The 15292-nt window shown below is 71.9% G+C and carries 15 protein-coding genes and 1 riboswitch; of the genes, 3 read left to right on the forward strand and 12 right to left on the reverse strand.

Annotation, left to right across the window (positions count from 1 at the left end):
- Window positions 1–7: 7 nt before the first annotated feature.
- From ABLE53_RS14715 to ABLE53_RS14725, 3 genes are all read left to right on the forward strand, one after another.
- Window positions 8–1525, forward strand: a complete 1518-nt coding sequence (locus tag ABLE53_RS14715; RefSeq protein ID WP_348859720.1) for a TldD/PmbA family protein — start codon at window positions 8–10, stop codon at window positions 1523–1525.
- Window positions 1525–2910, forward strand: a complete 1386-nt coding sequence (locus tag ABLE53_RS14720) for a metallopeptidase TldD-related protein (protein WP_348859721.1) — start codon at window positions 1525–1527, stop codon at window positions 2908–2910. The genes ABLE53_RS14715 and ABLE53_RS14720 overlap by 1 nt, the downstream gene beginning before the upstream one ends.
- Before the next feature lie 64 nt (window positions 2911–2974).
- Window positions 2975–3469, forward strand: coding sequence for a hypothetical protein (locus tag ABLE53_RS14725; RefSeq protein ID WP_348859722.1), 495 nt, complete (start codon window positions 2975–2977; stop codon window positions 3467–3469).
- Between the two features lie 24 nt (window positions 3470–3493).
- Here ABLE53_RS14725 and gcvP read toward each other — a convergent pair whose 3' ends face one another.
- The 12 genes from gcvP to ABLE53_RS14785 form a co-directional block, all read right to left on the reverse strand.
- Window positions 3494–6391 carry an aminomethyl-transferring glycine dehydrogenase gene (gcvP, locus tag ABLE53_RS14730; RefSeq protein ID WP_348859723.1) on the reverse strand — a complete coding sequence of 966 codons (2898 nt, stop codon included), beginning with the start codon at window positions 6389–6391 and terminating at the stop codon, window positions 3494–3496.
- A gap of 79 nt (window positions 6392–6470) precedes the next feature.
- Window positions 6471–6571: riboswitch (glycine riboswitch) on the reverse strand.
- 81 nt (window positions 6572–6652) lie between these two features.
- Window positions 6653–7267 carry a MerR family transcriptional regulator gene (locus ABLE53_RS14735; RefSeq protein ID WP_425474878.1) on the reverse strand — a complete coding sequence of 205 codons (615 nt, stop codon included), beginning with the start codon at window positions 7265–7267 and terminating at the stop codon, window positions 6653–6655.
- Window positions 7268–7447: 180 nt separating this feature from the next.
- A complete protein-coding gene (locus tag ABLE53_RS14740; RefSeq protein ID WP_348859724.1) occupies window positions 7448–7915 on the reverse strand; it encodes a bifunctional nuclease family protein in 468 nt (155 codons plus the stop codon).
- Between the two features lie 54 nt (window positions 7916–7969).
- The gene (gene ftsR, locus ABLE53_RS14745; RefSeq protein WP_348859725.1) at window positions 7970–8704 is read right to left on the reverse strand and encodes a transcriptional regulator FtsR; all 735 of its coding nucleotides are present in this window, start codon (window positions 8702–8704) and stop codon (window positions 7970–7972) included.
- A 3-nt stretch (window positions 8705–8707) separates the two neighbouring features.
- A complete protein-coding gene (locus tag ABLE53_RS14750; protein ID WP_348859726.1) occupies window positions 8708–9199 on the reverse strand; it encodes a double zinc ribbon and FHA domain-containing protein in 492 nt (163 codons plus the stop codon).
- Window positions 9200–9300: 101 nt separating this feature from the next.
- Window positions 9301–9687, reverse strand: coding sequence for a glycine cleavage system protein GcvH (gene gcvH, locus ABLE53_RS14755; protein ID WP_348859727.1), 387 nt, complete (start codon window positions 9685–9687; stop codon window positions 9301–9303).
- Window positions 9688–9816: 129 nt separating this feature from the next.
- Window positions 9817–10800 (reverse strand): DUF881 domain-containing protein, encoded by a 984-nt coding sequence (locus ABLE53_RS14760; RefSeq protein WP_348859728.1) that lies wholly within the window; start codon window positions 10798–10800, stop codon window positions 9817–9819.
- A complete protein-coding gene (locus ABLE53_RS14765) occupies window positions 10793–11125 on the reverse strand; it encodes a small basic family protein (RefSeq protein WP_348859729.1) in 333 nt (110 codons plus the stop codon). The genes ABLE53_RS14760 and ABLE53_RS14765 overlap by 8 nt, the downstream gene beginning before the upstream one ends.
- Window positions 11122–11967 carry a DUF881 domain-containing protein gene (locus ABLE53_RS14770; RefSeq protein ID WP_348859805.1) on the reverse strand — a complete coding sequence of 282 codons (846 nt, stop codon included), beginning with the start codon at window positions 11965–11967 and terminating at the stop codon, window positions 11122–11124. Before ABLE53_RS14770 ends, ABLE53_RS14765 begins: the two co-directional genes overlap by 4 nt.
- A gap of 1 nt (window position 11968) precedes the next feature.
- Complete coding sequence (gene clsA / locus ABLE53_RS14775) at window positions 11969–12667, reverse strand: cardiolipin synthase ClsA (protein WP_425474882.1); 699 nt, start codon at window positions 12665–12667, stop codon at window positions 11969–11971.
- Window positions 12668–12735: 68 nt separating this feature from the next.
- Window positions 12736–13809, reverse strand: a complete 1074-nt coding sequence (locus ABLE53_RS14780; RefSeq protein WP_348859732.1) for a hemolysin family protein — start codon at window positions 13807–13809, stop codon at window positions 12736–12738.
- Window positions 13806–15194, reverse strand: coding sequence for a hemolysin family protein (locus ABLE53_RS14785; protein WP_348859733.1), 1389 nt, complete (start codon window positions 15192–15194; stop codon window positions 13806–13808). Before ABLE53_RS14785 ends, ABLE53_RS14780 begins: the two co-directional genes overlap by 4 nt.
- Window positions 15195–15292: the final 98 nt, after the last annotated feature.

Consider the following 15292-nt stretch of genomic DNA (forward strand, 5'->3'; position numbering starts at 1 on the left):
CGGGGGCATGACCGAGGTCGACCCGGCGTTCCTCGCCCTCCCCTACCGCGAGCTCGGCGCGGCGGCGCTCCAGCGGGCCGAGGAGCTGGGCGCCGGCCATGCCGACTTCCGGTTCGAGCGGGTGCGCTACCAACGGCTCCTCGTCCGCGACGGTGCGCTCCAGGGCGCCAGCGAGCGGGAGGACCTCGGCTTCGCCGTCCGGGTCATCCACGACGGAGCCTGGGGCTTCGCGTCCGGGGTAGCGCTCACCGTCGACGAGGCGGTCCGGGTCGCCGAGACCGCAGTCTCCGTCGCCGGGGTCGCCGCGGCGATGACCGCCACGCCCGTCGAGCTCGCCCCCGAGCCGGTCCACCCGGAGGCCACCTGGGTCTCGTCGTACGCCGTCGACCCGTTCGACGTGCCGGTCGCCGAGAAGGCGGCTGTCCTCGTCGACTGGACCGACCGGCTCCGCACCGGCGCCGTCTCCCACGCGACCGCCCACGTCGTCGCGGTCCACGAGAACAAGTACTTCGCCGATCTCGCCGGCACCAGCACCACCCAGCAGCGTGTCCGGATCCACCCCGGCTTCGAGGCGATGGGCAGCGGCCCCGCCGGCTTCGACTCGATGCGCAGCCTCGCGCTGCCGACGGGTCGCGGCTGGGAGTTCGTGACCGCGGCACCGGAGGCCGGCGGCTACGACTGGGAGGCCGAGATCGCCGCGGTCCCCGAGCTGCTCGCCGAGAAGCTGGCCGCGCCGGGGATCGAGCCCGGCACCTACGACCTGGTCGTCGACCCGACCAACCTGTGGCTGACCATCCACGAGTCGATCGGCCACGCGACCGAGCTCGACCGCGCGCTCGGCTACGAGGCCAACTACGCCGGGACGTCCTTCGCCAGGCCCGACCTGGTCGGGTCGCTCCGCTACGGCTCGGAGGTCATGCACGTCACCGGCGACCGCACCGTCGAGCATGGCCTCGCCACGATCGGCTACGACGACGAGGGGGTCGCGACGCAGGGCTGGGACCTCGTCCGCGACGGCATCCTCGTCGGCTTCCAGCTCGACCGGCAGATGGGCCTCATGCACCCGGAGCTCAACGGTGGCCGGTCCAACGGCTGCGCCTACGCCGACTCGCCGGGCCACATCCCGATCCAGCGGATGGCCAACGTCTCGTTGCAGCCCGCGGCCGGCGGCCCCAGCACCGAGGAGCTGGTCGGCGGCGTCGAGGACGGGCTCTACATCGTGGGCGACCGGAGCTGGTCGATCGACATGCAGCGGTTCAACTTCCAGTTCACCGGGCAGCGGTTCTACCGCATCCGCGGCGGGCGACTGGCGGGTCAGGTGCGCGACGTCGCCTACCAGTCGACCACGACGGACTTCTGGGGCTCGATGGAGGCGGTCGGCGGCCCGCAGACGTGGCTCCTGGGCGGGGCCTTCAACTGCGGGAAGGCCCAGCCAGGGCAGGTCGCCTCGGTGAGCCACGGCTGCCCGAGCGCGCTCTTCCGCGGCGTACGCGTCCTCAACACCGGCGAGGAGGCGGGGCACTGATGGCCACCTCTCCCCAGCAGCTCGTCGAGCAGGCGCTCGCCGCCTCGACCGCCGACGACTGCGTCGTCATCCTGCGCAGCGTCACCAGCGCCAACCTCCGCTGGGCCAACAACACCCTGACGACCAACGGGGTGATGCGGGCGGCCGAGGCGACCGTCATCTCGTTCGTCTCGGCGGGCGACGGCATCGCCGCCGCCTCGGTCAGCGGCAGCGCGGGGTCGGCCGAGCAGCTGCTCGCCACGGTCGCGGCCGCCGACGGGGCCGCGAGAGCCGCCTCGCCCGCCGAGGACTCCGCACCTCTGGTCGGCGACCGCGTCTCACCGGACTGGGTCGAGGAGCCCGACGCCACCGACATCCACGTCTACGACGCGCTCGCCCCGGCGCTGGGCGAGGCGTTCGGTGTCGCCGGCGGCGGGGGCAGGGTCCTCTACGGCTTCGTCGACCACGAGGTCGCGACCACCTACCTCGGCTCGACCACCGGGCTGCGGCTGCGCCACGTCCAGCCGACCGGTCAGTGGACCTGCACCGGCAAGACCGGCGACCTCGCCTCCTCGGCGTGGGTGGGCGGCGCCACCCGTGACTTCACCGACGTCGACCCGCTGGCGATGGAGGCCGAGCTGTCGCGCCGGCTCGGCTGGGCCGCGCGCACTCTCGACCTACCGGCCGGCCGCTACGACACGATCCTGCCCCCCACCGCCGTCGCCGATCTGGAGATCTACGCCTACTGGACCGCCGACGCGCGCAGCGCTCACGAGGGCCAGTCCGTCTTCGGCAGGCCGGGCGGCGGCACCCGGATCGGCGAGCGGGTCGCGAGCCCGGGCGTGACGCTCTACTCCGACCCCGCCTACCCGGGTCTGGAGTCGGTCCCCTTCGTCGTGGCGGCCTCGTCCGGCAACGACTCCTCCGTCTTCGACAACGGACTCCCCCTCGAGCGCACCGACTGGATCCGCGACGGCGAGCTCGCCGCGCTCGTCCAGACGCGTCACACCGCCGGGCTCACCGGTCAGCCGGTCACGCCCGGCATCGGCAACCTCGTCCTCGACGTCGCGGGCTCGGGCGGCGACCTCGACGGTCTCGTCGCCGGGACCGAGCGCGGCCTGCTGGTCACGTCGTTGTGGTACATCCGCGAGGTCGACCCGCAGACCCTGCTCCTCACCGGGCTGACCCGGGACGGCGTCTACCTCGTCGAGGGAGGCGAGATCACCGGCGCGGTCAACAACTTCCGCTTCAACGAGAGCCCGATCGATCTTCTCACCCGCTACACGGCCGCGTCCGCGACCGTGCCCAGCTTCAGCCGGGAGTGGGGCGACTACTTCGCTCGTACGGCGACGCCGGCGCTGCGCATCCCCGACTTCAACATGTCCAGCGTCTCCCAGGCTCGCTGAGCCTCGCGCGGTCGCGGGACGTTCTCCCCTGCCCTGCATCATCGCCGCGACGCACGCTGGAGCCGTGGCGGTGCTGACCGATCTCCTGGACCGCATCAACCGGCGCGTCGACCGCTTCCTCTACCGCGGCGGACGGCCGCACCTGACGGCGCGGATGGTCAATGCGGCGACCGCGCGCTTCTTCGCGCGGGGCTTCCTCACCCAGCCGGAGTGGGTCACCCTCGAGGTGCGCGGCCGCCGCTCGGGCCACCCGGTCGCTCTTCCGGTCGCGGTGCCGGAGATCGCTGGTGAGCGCTACCTCGTCTCGATGCTCGGCGAGCGCGCGCAGTGGCCGCGCAACGTGCGCGCCGCGCACGGTCACGCGACCCTCGTCCACGGCTCCCGCGAGCCGGTCCTCCTCGCCGAGGTCGACCCGGCGGCGCGGCCTGCGATCATCAAGGAGTACCTCCGCATCGCGCCCGGCGCGCGGGCCCACATCCCGGTGGACCACCGCGCGCCGGTCGCCGACTTCGAGGCGGTCGCCGCGCAGCTCCCGGTGTTCCGGGTCGTACCGCTCTGACAGCGCCCCGGCGGCGTACGACGGCTACTCGGCGAACGCCTCCACCGGCGGGCAGGCGCAGACCAGGTTGCGGTCGCCGTACGCGTTGTCGATGCGGGCCACCGGCGGCCAGTACTTGTCGCCCGCACCATTCGGCCCAGCGACGCCGAGCGGGAAGACCGCCTCCTCGCGGGTGTAGGCGCGGTCCCACTCCCCCACGAGCGCCCGCGAGGTGTGCGGGGCGCCGCGCAGGACCGAGGTCTCGGCGGTCCACTCCCCCGAGGCGACCCGGTCGATCTCGCCCCTGATCGCGATCATGGCGTCGACGAACCGGTCCAGCTCGCGCAGGTCCTCGGACTCGGTCGGCTCGACCATGAGCGTCCCGGCGACCGGGAAGGACATCGTCGGCGCGTGGAAGCCGTAGTCGATGAGCCGCTTGGCGACGTCCTCGACGGTCACGCCCGTGTCCTTGGTGATCTGTCGCAGGTCGAGGATGCACTCGTGGGCGACCAGCCCGGACTCGCCGCGGTAGAGCACCGGGAAGTGCTCGTTGAGGCGGGCGGCGACGTAGTTGGCCGCCAGCACGGCGCTCGCGGTGGCCTTCGTCAGTCCTTCGGCACCCATCAGCCGGATGTAGGCCCACGAGATCGGCAGGATCCCCGCCGAGCCGTACGGCGCGGCCGAGATCGCGCCGATGCCGGACCGCTTGGCCTCCTCCGGGTGCAGTGCGTGGGAGGGGAGGTACGGCGCCAGGTGCTCGCGCACGGCGACGGGGCCGACGCCCGGCCCGCCGCCACCGTGCGGGATGCAGAACGTCTTGTGCAGGTTGAGGTGGGAGACGTCGCCGCCGAACTCACCCGGCTTCGCGTAGCCGAGCAGCGCGTTGAGGTTGGCGCCGTCGACGTAGACCTGCCCGCCGTGGGCGTGCACGATCTCGCAGAGCGTGGTGATGCCCTCCTCGTAGACCCCGTGGGTCGAGGGGTAGGTGACCATGATCGCCGCGAGGCTGTCGGCGTACTGGTCGCACTTGGCCCGCAGGTCGTCGAGGTCGACGGTGCCGTCCTCGGCGGACTTCACCACCACGACCTTCATCCCCGCCATCACCGCGGAGGCGGCGTTGGTGCCGTGCGCCGACGCCGGCAGCAGGCAGACGGCGCGCTGGTCGTCACCGTTGGCGCGGTGGTAGCCGCGGATCGCCAGCAGCCCGGCGAGCTCGCCCTGCGAGCCGGCGTTGGGCTGGATCGAGACCCGGTCGTAGCCGGTGACCGCGGCCAGCCATCCCTCCAGCTCCGCGACGAGCCGGGTGTAGCCCGCGGCGTCCTGCGCCGGCACGAACGGGTGGAGGTCGGCGAAGCCGGGAAGCGAGATCGGCTCCATCTCGGTGGTCGCGTTGAGCTTCATCGTGCAGGAGCCGAGCGGGATCATCCCACGGTCGAGCGCGTAGTCGCGGCTGGCGAGCTTGTGCAGGTAGCGCAGCATCTGCGTCTCGCTGTGGTGGGAGTTGAAGACCTCGTGGGTCAGGAACTCGGTGGACCGGAGGAGGTCGCCGGGCAGCGCGTTGGGGGTCGTGCGGTCGAGCTCGTCGAGGTCCGGCGCGACGCCGAACGCGGCGAACAGCGACGTGAGGGTCGAGCGGGTCGTGGTCTCGGAGGTCGAGACCGCGACGGTGTCGTCGTCGACGAGGCGGAGCTGGAGACCGAGCTCGCGCGCCTTCGCCACGATGGCGGCGGCGCTGCCCGGCGCGGTGACGGTGACGGTGTCGAAGAGCGCGTCGGCGGCCAGCGCGTAGCCGCCCGCCTTCAGCGCGGCGGCCAGCACGGCGGCGTACCGGTGCGTCCGGGTGGCGATCGAGGTCAACCCCCGCGGCCCGTGGTAGACGGCGTACATCGAGGCGACTACGGCGAGCAGGACCTGGGCGGTGCAGATGTTGGAGGTGGCCTTGTCGCGGCGGATGTGCTGCTCGCGGGTCTGCAGCGCGAGGCGGTACGCCGGACGGCCCTCCGCGTCGACCGAGACGCCGACGAGCCGGCCGGGCAGGTGCCGCTCGAGGCCTTCGTGCACCGCCATGTAGCCCGCGTGCGGCCCGCCGTAGAACAGGGGTACGCCGAAGCGCTGGGTGGAGCCGACGACCACGTCGGCGCCGAGCGTGCCCGGGGCCTCGAGGAGGGTCAGCGCGAGCAGGTCGGCGGCGACGACGGCGAGGGCCCCGCGCTCGTGGGCGGCCCCGATGAGCGGTCTGGGGTCGAGGATCCGGCCGGAGGCGCCGGGGTAATGCACCAGCACACCGGTGAGCTCGCCGTCCGGCAGCCCCTGGGACAGGTCGGCGACGACCACCTCGATGCCCATCGCCTCGGCCCGCGTGCGGACGACGTCGATGGACTGCGGCAGCGCGTCGGCATCGACCACGAACGGCCCGGAGCCCTTCCCCTTCGTCGATCGACCGGCCGCGCGGCGTACGAGCGTCATCGCCTCCGCCACGGCCGTGCCCTCGTCGAGCAGCGACGCGTTGGCGACGGGGAGCCCGGTCAGGTCGCCCACCATCGTCTGGAAGTTCAGGAGCGCCTCGAGACGGCCCTGCGAGATCTCGGGCTGGTAGGGGGTGTAGGCGGTGTACCAGCTCGGGTCCTCGAGCACGTTGCGCCGGATCACGGCGGGGGTGACCGTGCCGTGGTAGCCGAGGCCGATCATCGCCTGGCCCGGCCGGTTGGCGCCGGCGATCTCCCGCGCCAGGGCGGCCACCTGCTGCTCGGTGAGCGCCCCCGGAAGGTCGAGGGACTCCGGGTTGCGGATGCCGCCCGGCACGGCGGCGTCCATCAGCGCGGCGAGCGAGTCGTAGCCCAACCGCTCGAGCATCGTCTGCTGGTCGGCGGGCGAGAGGCCGATGTGACGGTCGACGAACGGCAGCGCGCCGTCGAGGTCGGAGAGGGAGGGAGTGTCTGACACGGTGGGCTCCGGGTGGACTCGTACGGGGCTAAGGAGTCCTCCCCCTCTGTCACGCCCGCCGTGGCCGCTCCAGAGTTGCCTGATCCGCGTGGTCCTGGTGCCTGAGAGGTTCCGGGGAGGAATTGCCCCTTCGGCGCTCCGCCGGCCTGTCGACCGGAGAAGCTCTCCCACACGGGATGGTCAGCGGATCCAGCATAACGGCAGCGGCCCCGGATCGACGCACTCGTCGATCCGGGGCCGCTGGTGTGTCTGGGTGGCGCCTCAGCCTGCGCTGCGCGCGGCGCGACGCGCGGCGAGCTCGTCGCCGGCGACAGCGGCGGAGTCCTCGCCTTGCTCCTCGGCGGTGCGCTCGCTTGGCAGCGCGGAGAGGGTCCCCTCGATCTCCCGCCAGACGCCGCCGATCGCGATGCCGAAGACGCCCTGGCCGCCCTGGAGCAGGTCGATGACCTCGTCGTTGCTCGTGCACTCATAGACCGAGGCGCCGTCGCTCATCAGCGTGACGCGGGTGAGGTCGTCGGTGCCCCGCTCGCGCAGGTGCTGCACCGCCGTACGGATCTGCTGCAGCGAGATGCCCGCGTCGAGCAGTCGCTTGATGACCTTCAGGATCAGGATGTCGCGGAAGGAGTAGAGCCGCTGCGTGCCGGAGCCGGTGGCGCCGCGGACGCTCGGCTCGACGAGACCGGTACGGGCCCAGTAGTCGAGCTGGCGGTAGGTGATGCCGGCGGCGTTGCACGCGGTGGGGCCGCGGTAGCCGGTGTCGCTGGGCAGCGGCGAGACGTCGTCGGTGAAGAGCAGCCCCTGCTCGTCGGCCTGCTCCGCAGCGCGCTGGGCAGCTAGCGCGTCCTCGACGCCGGGCTCCTGGTCGTGCTCGTTCACGCGATCCTCCGTGGTCTACTCCGTTGCGCGTAACTCCGACGAGGGGAAGAGCACCGCGATCGGGGGGACCACAGCGGTGGAGTTACAACAGAGACAGTTCACGGTAAGACGACAACCACCCCGGGTCAAAGAGGCGTACGGCGTGTCGGCAACCCTCAACCTCAACTAGAGGGTGAGCCCCTAGCGGGACTCGAAGTCCTCCGGGGTGACCTGGTCGAGGAACTCGCGGAACTTCTCCACCTCGTCCTCCTGCTCCGCCGGCACCGAGAGCCCGGCCTCGTCGAGGACGTCGTCGGCGCACACGATCCTCGTTCCGGTGCGGAGCGCGAGGGCGATCGAGTCCGAGGGCCGCGCGCTCACCTCGACCCCCGAGGAGAAGACGAGGTTGGCGTAGAAGACGCGGTCCTGGACCTGGGTGATCTGGACCTCGGTCAGCTCGTTTCCGGTCGCGTCGAGGATGTCCTTCATCAGGTCGTGGGTCAGCGGCCGCGGCGGCACGACACCCTGCTGGGCGAAGGCGATCGCCGTGGCCTCGACCGCCCCGATCCAGATCGGGAGGTAGCGCTCCCCCGACACCTCCCGCAGCAGCACGATCGGCTGGTTCGAGGGCATCTCGACGCGGACTCCGAGGACATCGACTTCACGCACGGTTTCACACTACCCCCGACCGCCCAAGGCGATAGGGCGCAGTTCGGCGCGCCCCTACGAGGACCGGAGACCGGCCTTCACCAGGGTCGCGTGCAGGCGTACGGCGAGCGCGGCGATCTCACTGCCGATCTCCTCCGCACGGCCGGCTGCCGACGGGTCCGAGGCCCTTCGGTGGGGCGCCACGATCTGCTCGATCAGGCCGACCTCGCGGTCGGCGGCGGCCTTCATCCCGCGCAGGTGGCGCGGCTCGATCCCGAACTCCGAGAGGTCGCGCGCGGTGCGCGCGACGACGAGGGCGTCGGTGTCGAAGTGACCCGACCGCATCGGGGTCACCAGCCCGGTCTTCTCGAGCTCGCGCAGGAGGTCCTCGTCGATCTCGGCGATCTTGAGCAGCTCCCGCCGGGAGATCTTCATGTGGTCGCGCCGGCGGAACGACTCCGGGCTCGGGGTGCCGTCGGCCGCGAGCGCGACCGTCGGGACGGTCGGCACCGTCGGCTCGATGGCGGGTGGCTCCAGACCGCGGTCGATCGCGTCGAGGTGCTCCCCGATCACCTTGAGCGGCAGGTAGTGGTCACGCTGCATCCGGAGGACGTAGCGGAGCCGGTCGACGTCCGCGCGCGAGAACTTGCGATAGCCGGCCGGCGTCCGCTCCGGCTTGATCAGGCCCTTGTCCTCCAGGAACCGGATCTTCGGGATCGTGACCGACGGGAAGTCGGGACGCAGCAGGTCGAGGACCTGGCCGATGTTGAGCCGGTCGCCGGACTCCCGAGGGGCTGCGGACGGCGCCAACGGTCAGTGGCTCTCGTGGCCGGCGTAGAAGACCAGTCGGAACTTGCCGATCTGGACCTCGTCCCCGTCCTTGAGGACGACCTTGTCGATGCGATCGCGGTTGACGTAGGTGCCGTTGAGGCTGCCCACGTCGCTGACCGAGTAGGTGTCGTCGACACGGTTGAACTCCGCGTGCCGACGGGAGACCGTCACGTCGTCGAGGAAGATGTCACTGTCCGGGTGACGGCCGGCGTGGACGACGTCCTTGTCGAGCAGGAAGCGGCTCCCCGAGCCGGGGCCGCGCTGGACCACCAGCATCCCGCTGCCCACGGGCAGGGCGTCCACGGTGGCGGCGTCGACCGGGCTGAGCATCCGGTCGGAGGTGTCCGACGGCTCGCCGAGCTGGATCGTCGCGGTCGAGTCGGACGGCGCCTGGGGCGCCAGCGGCGTACCGCACTGCGAGCAGAACCGCGCGTCGTCGGGGTTCTGGCTACCGCATGCGGGGCACTGTGACATCGGTGCTCCTGGGGTCCACTCGGAACTGGTTCGGTGTCGGGTGAGGCTGGAAGGTGACCCTCAGGCAGACGCTGAGGGTGTGTTCCTCCGAACCTATCAGGTCAACCCTGGAGCGAGGCCTCGTACGCCGCCGCGTCGAGAAGTCCGTCGATCTGCCCCGGGTCGGAGGGCACGACCTCGAAGAGCCAGCCGCCGCCGTACGGGTCGTCGTTGACCAGCTCGGGGGTGGCGTCGAGGGCCGAGTTGACGGCCACGACCTCGCCCGAGACGGGCGCGTAGATGTCGCTGACCGACTTGGTCGACTCCAGCTCACCGCAGGTCTCGCCACCGGTGACGGCGTCGCCGACCGCGGGCAGGGAGACGTAGACGATGTCGCCGAGCGCGTCCTGGGCGTACTGCGTGATGCCGATGCGGACGGAGCCCTCGTGCTCGCCGGGGCTGCGAAGCCACTCGTGCTCGGTGGTGTACTTCAGGTCCTCGGGGTACACGGCTCTCCTTCGGGCTCGTCTGCGGCTGCGGTCCTCGGCCGTACGCAGGTGGTGACCGAAACCCTACTGGGTCAACGCCGGGTGGACGCCGGGTGGATGCCGGGTGGGCGGTGCGGGCCGGGACGACCGTCAGGGCGTGGCGTCGCCGTCCGGCGTACGCACGCTGCGGATCTCCAGCGACTGCTCCTGGGAGACGTCCACGTCGGCGCCGTCGTCGGTGAACTCCGACTTCGGCCCCCGGCCGAAGACCACGGCGCTCTCGAGCGTGGCGGGCTCGCCGATGGCGGTGACGACGTACGGCGAGCTGACCAGCTCGCCGTCGATGATCAGGCCGCCCACACCCTGCTCGAAGGAGGACTCGGCCACCAGCCGAACCTTGCCGTTCACGTCGATCGCCTCGGCGCCGTTGGTGCGCAGCTCCTCGATCAGGTCGAGGAAGCTGCCGACCTTCACCTCGCCTGTCTGCTCGGTGATCGTGATCTTGATGCCCGGTCCGGTCACCGGCACCAGGCCGGCGAGCACGCTGAGCGTCCCGGCCTGGGTCTGCGCCTGCTGCAACGCCGCCTGTCGCTTCGAGCTGTCCGAGTCGAGCTGCGTCTTGGTGCGCTGCAGGTCCTCGAGCTGGGACTGCGCGCGCTGGGTCGTGCCCGCCAGCCCGGACAGGATGTCGATCAGGTCCTGCTCCCGCGAGCCGGCGTACGTCGAGTCGTCGACGTTGGTGCGCACCTGCGTCACCCCCGCGAAGCCGACCAGCGCCAGGAGCACCGCCGCCAGCACCTGGCCGCGCCGGGGATGCATCAGCGCGTCGAGCAGCCTGCCCCGGCCGCTCGGCGCCGTCGCCGTCGCCGTTGCGGTCGGCTCCCCCGGCTCCTCGTCGGTCTCGTCGGTCTCGTCCGGCGTGTCCGGCGTGTCCGGCGTGTCCGGCGTGTCCGGGTCCTCGGCGGAGTCCTCTGTCGAGTCGTCAGCCGGGTCGTCGGGCTGCTCGGACCGCTCGTCGGGCTGCTCGGGCTGCTCGGGCTGCTCGGGCTGCTCGGGCTGCTCGGGCTGCTCGGGCTGCTCGGGCTGCTCGGGCTGCTCGGGCTGCTCGGGTACGGCGCGCTCGGGATCAGGCATGGAAGATGTGCCTCCGGATGGCGGCGACGTTGGAGAAGATCCGGATCCCGAGGACGACGATGACGCCGGTGGAGAGCTGGCCGCCGACGCCGAGCTTGTCACCGAGGTAGACGATCCCCGCTGCGATCACGACGTTGCTCACGAAGGAGACGACGAAAACCTTGTCGTCGAAGATGCCGTCGAGGAACGCGCGGAGCGCGCCGAACACCGCGTCGAGCGCGGCGACGACGGCGATCGGGAGGTACGGCTCGAGCCCGACCGGGACCTCCGGCCGGAAGATGAGTCCGAGGACGATCCCGACGACCAGTCCGAGAGCGGCGATCAATTGTCCTCCTGGGGCGTCTTTCCGGTGTTCGAGTGGGCGTACTGCAGGTGCAGCATGCTCGCAGGTGCGCTGGGGAGCTGCAGGGAGTCGACGTTCTCGGGCTTCACCGGCATCCCCAGCTGCGAGGTGATCGTGGTGAAGCTCGAGCCGGACGTGGTCTCGGCCAGCTTCGCGAGGAGGGTGCGGTTGTCGCCGAGCGCCAGGACGACGTACGGCGGGGAGAGCGACACGTTGTTCATCCTGATCACCGACCCGGAGTTGCGCAGCCCGCTCTTCGCCGTGACGCGCTGACCGTCGACGCTCACCGCGGTGGCGCCGGCCTCCCACAGCCCGTTGACGAGCGAGGCGAGGTCGCTGTCGCGGACCATGCCGTCCTCGTCGCCGTCGGGGTTGTCGTCGACGGTGATCCGCACCCCCGCCCCGGAGACCGGCCCGAAGCCGGTGCGCTGCCCGAGTGCCCGAACCCGGGCGGTGGCCTGCTTCAGCTGGTCGCCGAGCGTGGCGTACCTCGACTCGCTGTTGGTGTTCTCGTCGGTGAGCTCGGCGATGCTCCGGTGCATCGAGGCGACCGTCTTCTGCCGGGCGTCGATCCGGCTGATCAGCACCTCCCGGCTCTCCTGCTGGATCGGTGCGTTCCGCGAGGTCTGCACGCCGGCGATCGCGACCAGCAGCCCGAAGGCGACGACGGCGATCACGGTGAGCCGGCGGCCGCCCGCGGACGCCGATGCCTCGCCCGTCGTACGCCGCCGGTCGGCGACGTGGTGGTAGTCCTCGTCCAGCGACTGCTGGGTGATGCGGGCGAGAAGCGGCATCGTCACCGCCTCGGGCACCCGCGCGGGCATGTCACTCACGGCGACCCCCGCGCTTGGACGCCACCTCGGGCCGCGACCCGGCGGTCGACCGCTGCCGGAGCGGAGGCGTGGTCGCGAGCAGGCGGCGCACCTGCCAGACATAGAGCAGCCCGGCCCACCAGTAGAGCGCGATGCCCCAGATGGCGAACGACCAGCCGAAGACCTTCGCGAGCAGCGGCCCGCTGCCCTCGCCGTGGCCGAGCAGCAGCAGCGGAAAGGCGTAGAGCAGGCTGAAGGTGGCCGCCTTGCCGAGGAAGTGGACCGGGAGCGTGGTGTAGCCACGGGTGCGCAGCAGCGGCACGAGCGCGCCGATCATCACGTCGCGCAGCGGGAGCAGCACCGCCACCCACCACGGCACGACGTCGCGGAGCGCGAGCGCGACCACGACGGCCAGGATGCAGAGCCGGTCGGCCACCGGGTCGAGGAGGCGACCGAGGCGGGAGAACTGGTGCAGCCGCCGGGCGAGGTAGCCGTCGAGGTAGTCGGTCACCCCGGACAGGACCAGCACCCCGAGCGCGACGAGGTCGTGCCGCGGCCCGAGCACGAGCCAGAGGAAGACCGGGATGAGCAGCAGCCGGAGCACGCTCAGCAGGTTCGGAAGCGTGACCAGCCGGTCGCGCTCGGGCGAGGGCGCGGGCGTGCCACCGGGGGTGTTCGCATCGCCGACCTCCCCGGCCACCCTGCCGGCCATCTCACCCGTCACAGCGCCCACGATAGACAGCGCCGGGGCGGTGGTCGGAATCCGTGGCTCCGGCCGCGTCAGGCGTCGTCGGGGCCCGGGGGCTCCGAGGCCTCGTCGGCGTGGGCGGCGTCGCGGATCTCGCCCACGAGCTCCTCGATCACGTCCTCGAGCGTCGCCAGGCCGAGCGTCCTGCCGTCCTCGTCCACGACCCGCGCCATGTGGGCGCCGCGGCGCTGGAGCGTCTCGAGGGCGTCGTGCAGCGCGTCGTCCGGCGACACCGGGGCGAAGGGGCGGATCCACTTGTCCTCGACGGGCCGCCGGCGGCGTACGTCGTCGGACTCGAGGACGTCCTTGATGTGCAGGTAGCCGAGCAGCTCGCCGCCGTCCCCGACGACCGGGAACCTGCTGTAGCCCGTGGCCGCGCACATCGCCTCGATATCGGCGCCGGACGCGCCGCGCGGCACGGTCGCGAGCCGGTCGACCGGCAGCAGGATCTCGGCCACGCGCTTCTCCGTGAAGCCGAGCGCGCCCGCGAGCCGGTCGTACTCGTCCTCCCGCAGCAGTCCCTCGCCCCGGGACTCCTCGACCAGGGCCGCGACCTCTTCACGGGTGTACGTCGAGCTGACCTCTTGGGCCGGCTCGACGCGGAGCACTCGCAGGCTGCCGACCGCGATCGCGTTGAGCACCACGATGATCGGCCGCAGGACCGTGACGATGGCGTACATCGCCGGCGCGAGCACGAGCACCGCCCGGTCGGGGCCGGCGAGGGTGAGGTTCTTGGGCACCATCTCGCCGAGGACGACGTGCAGGAACGCGACCAGCGCCAGCGCGATGACGAAGGCGACCGGGTGCTCCACCGACTCCGGCAGACGTACGGCGTGGAAGACCGGCTCGAAGAGGTGAGCGACCGCCGGCTCGGCGACGGCACCGAGCAGCACCGAGCAGACCGTGACGCCGAGCTGGATGCCGGCGATCATCGAGGAGACGTGCTCCATCGCGTGCAGCGCCGTGCGGGCCAGCCGCGACCCGGCCTGCGCGGCCGGCTCGATCTGACTGCGCCGGGACGCGACGAGCGCGAACTCGGTCGCCACGAAGAACGCGTTGAGGAGCAGCAGCAGGAGGCCGAGGAGGAGGGCGACGGGGGTGCTCACGGCTGGCTCCCGTCGTGCGCGGGCCGGTCGCGGCCCTGGTCGGACGGCGCGGGTCCGGCCATGCGCAGGCCGATGCGGTCGATGCGCAGGCCGTCCATGTGCTCGACGGAGAGCAGCGCGAGCCGCTCCCGGGTCTCCTCGGGGTCGGAGGTGTCGGGGATCGGGACCTCGGCGATGTCACCGCGGGTCGGGATCCGGCCCAGGACTCGCAGCATCAGCCCGGCGATCGTGTCGTAGTCGCCGCCCTCCGGCAGCGCGATGCCCGTGATGTCCTCGACCTCGTCGGGCCGCAGCAGCCCGGACAGCGACCAGCTCCCGTCGCGTCGCACCCGGGCGCGGGCGGCGAGCGGGTCGTGCTCGTCGGCGATGTCGCCGACGATCTCCTCGATCACGTCCTCGAGGGTGACGATGCCCGCCTGCCCGCCGTACTCGTCGAGCACCACCGCCATCTGGAAGCCCTCCTCGCGCAGCAGATCCATCAGCGGGTCGAGGCGCAGCGAGTCGGGTACGACGACCGGCTTGGCCATCAGATGCTTCAGCTTCACCGTCGAGCGCTCGTGGAGCGGGAGGGCGACGGCGTTCTTGACGTGGACGGTGCCGACGACGTTCTCCCGCTCGTCGACGACCGGGAAGCGGGAGTGGCCGGTGCGGCGGGTGAGGTCGATCAGGGCCTCCGCCCGGTCGTTCTGGTCGAGGCTGTGGACCCGCACCCGCGGCGTCATGATCTCGCCCGCCGTGCGGGTGCCGAACTCCACCGAGCGCTCCATCAGCTCGGCCGTGTCGGCGTCGAGCGTCCCCTCGTCGGCGCTGCGCTGGATCAGCGAGGCGAGCTCGGTCGAGCTGCGCGCCGAGCGCAGCTCCTCCTGGGGCTCGATGCCCAGCCGGCGTACGAGAGCGTTGGCAGTGCCGTTCAGCAGCCGGATCGGCGCCCGGTTGAGCGAGGTCCACGCCCGCAGGACGCCCTGGGTGGCGCGGGCCGTCGGCATCGGCAGGGCCAGCGCGATGTTCTTCGGCACCAGCTCGCCGTAGAGCATCGTGAGGATCGACGACAGGATCAGCGCGATGGTCACGGCCGTCGGCTCGACCGCGCCCTCGGGCAGGCCGGCCGACCCGAGCGGGCCGTCGATCAGCTCGGCGATCGCCGGCTCGGAGAGCCAGCCGATCCCGAGGTTGGTGATGGTGATGCCGAGCTGGGCGCCGGAGAGGTGGCTGGAGAGCCTCCGCAGGGCGTGCTGGACCCCGGCCGCCTTGGCGTCGCCGGCGGCGGCGTCGCGGTCGACGGTGGCGTGGTCGATCGTGACGAGGCCGAACTCCGCGGCGACGAAGACGCCGCAGGCGAGGACGAGGAGCACCGCGAGGAGCAGCAGCAGGACCGCGGTCAGCATGGCCGCCACCCGCGGTGGCGCCGGTTCGGGAGCCCGTCAGGGGCGCCGTCAGAGAGGGGTGGGTGGCTACTTTGGGAGCCGTCCATCGGGGTGCTGGA

This window comes from Nocardioides asiaticus (assembly GCF_040049175.1).
Lineage (GTDB): Bacteria > Actinomycetota > Actinomycetes > Propionibacteriales > Nocardioidaceae > Nocardioides > Nocardioides cheoyonin.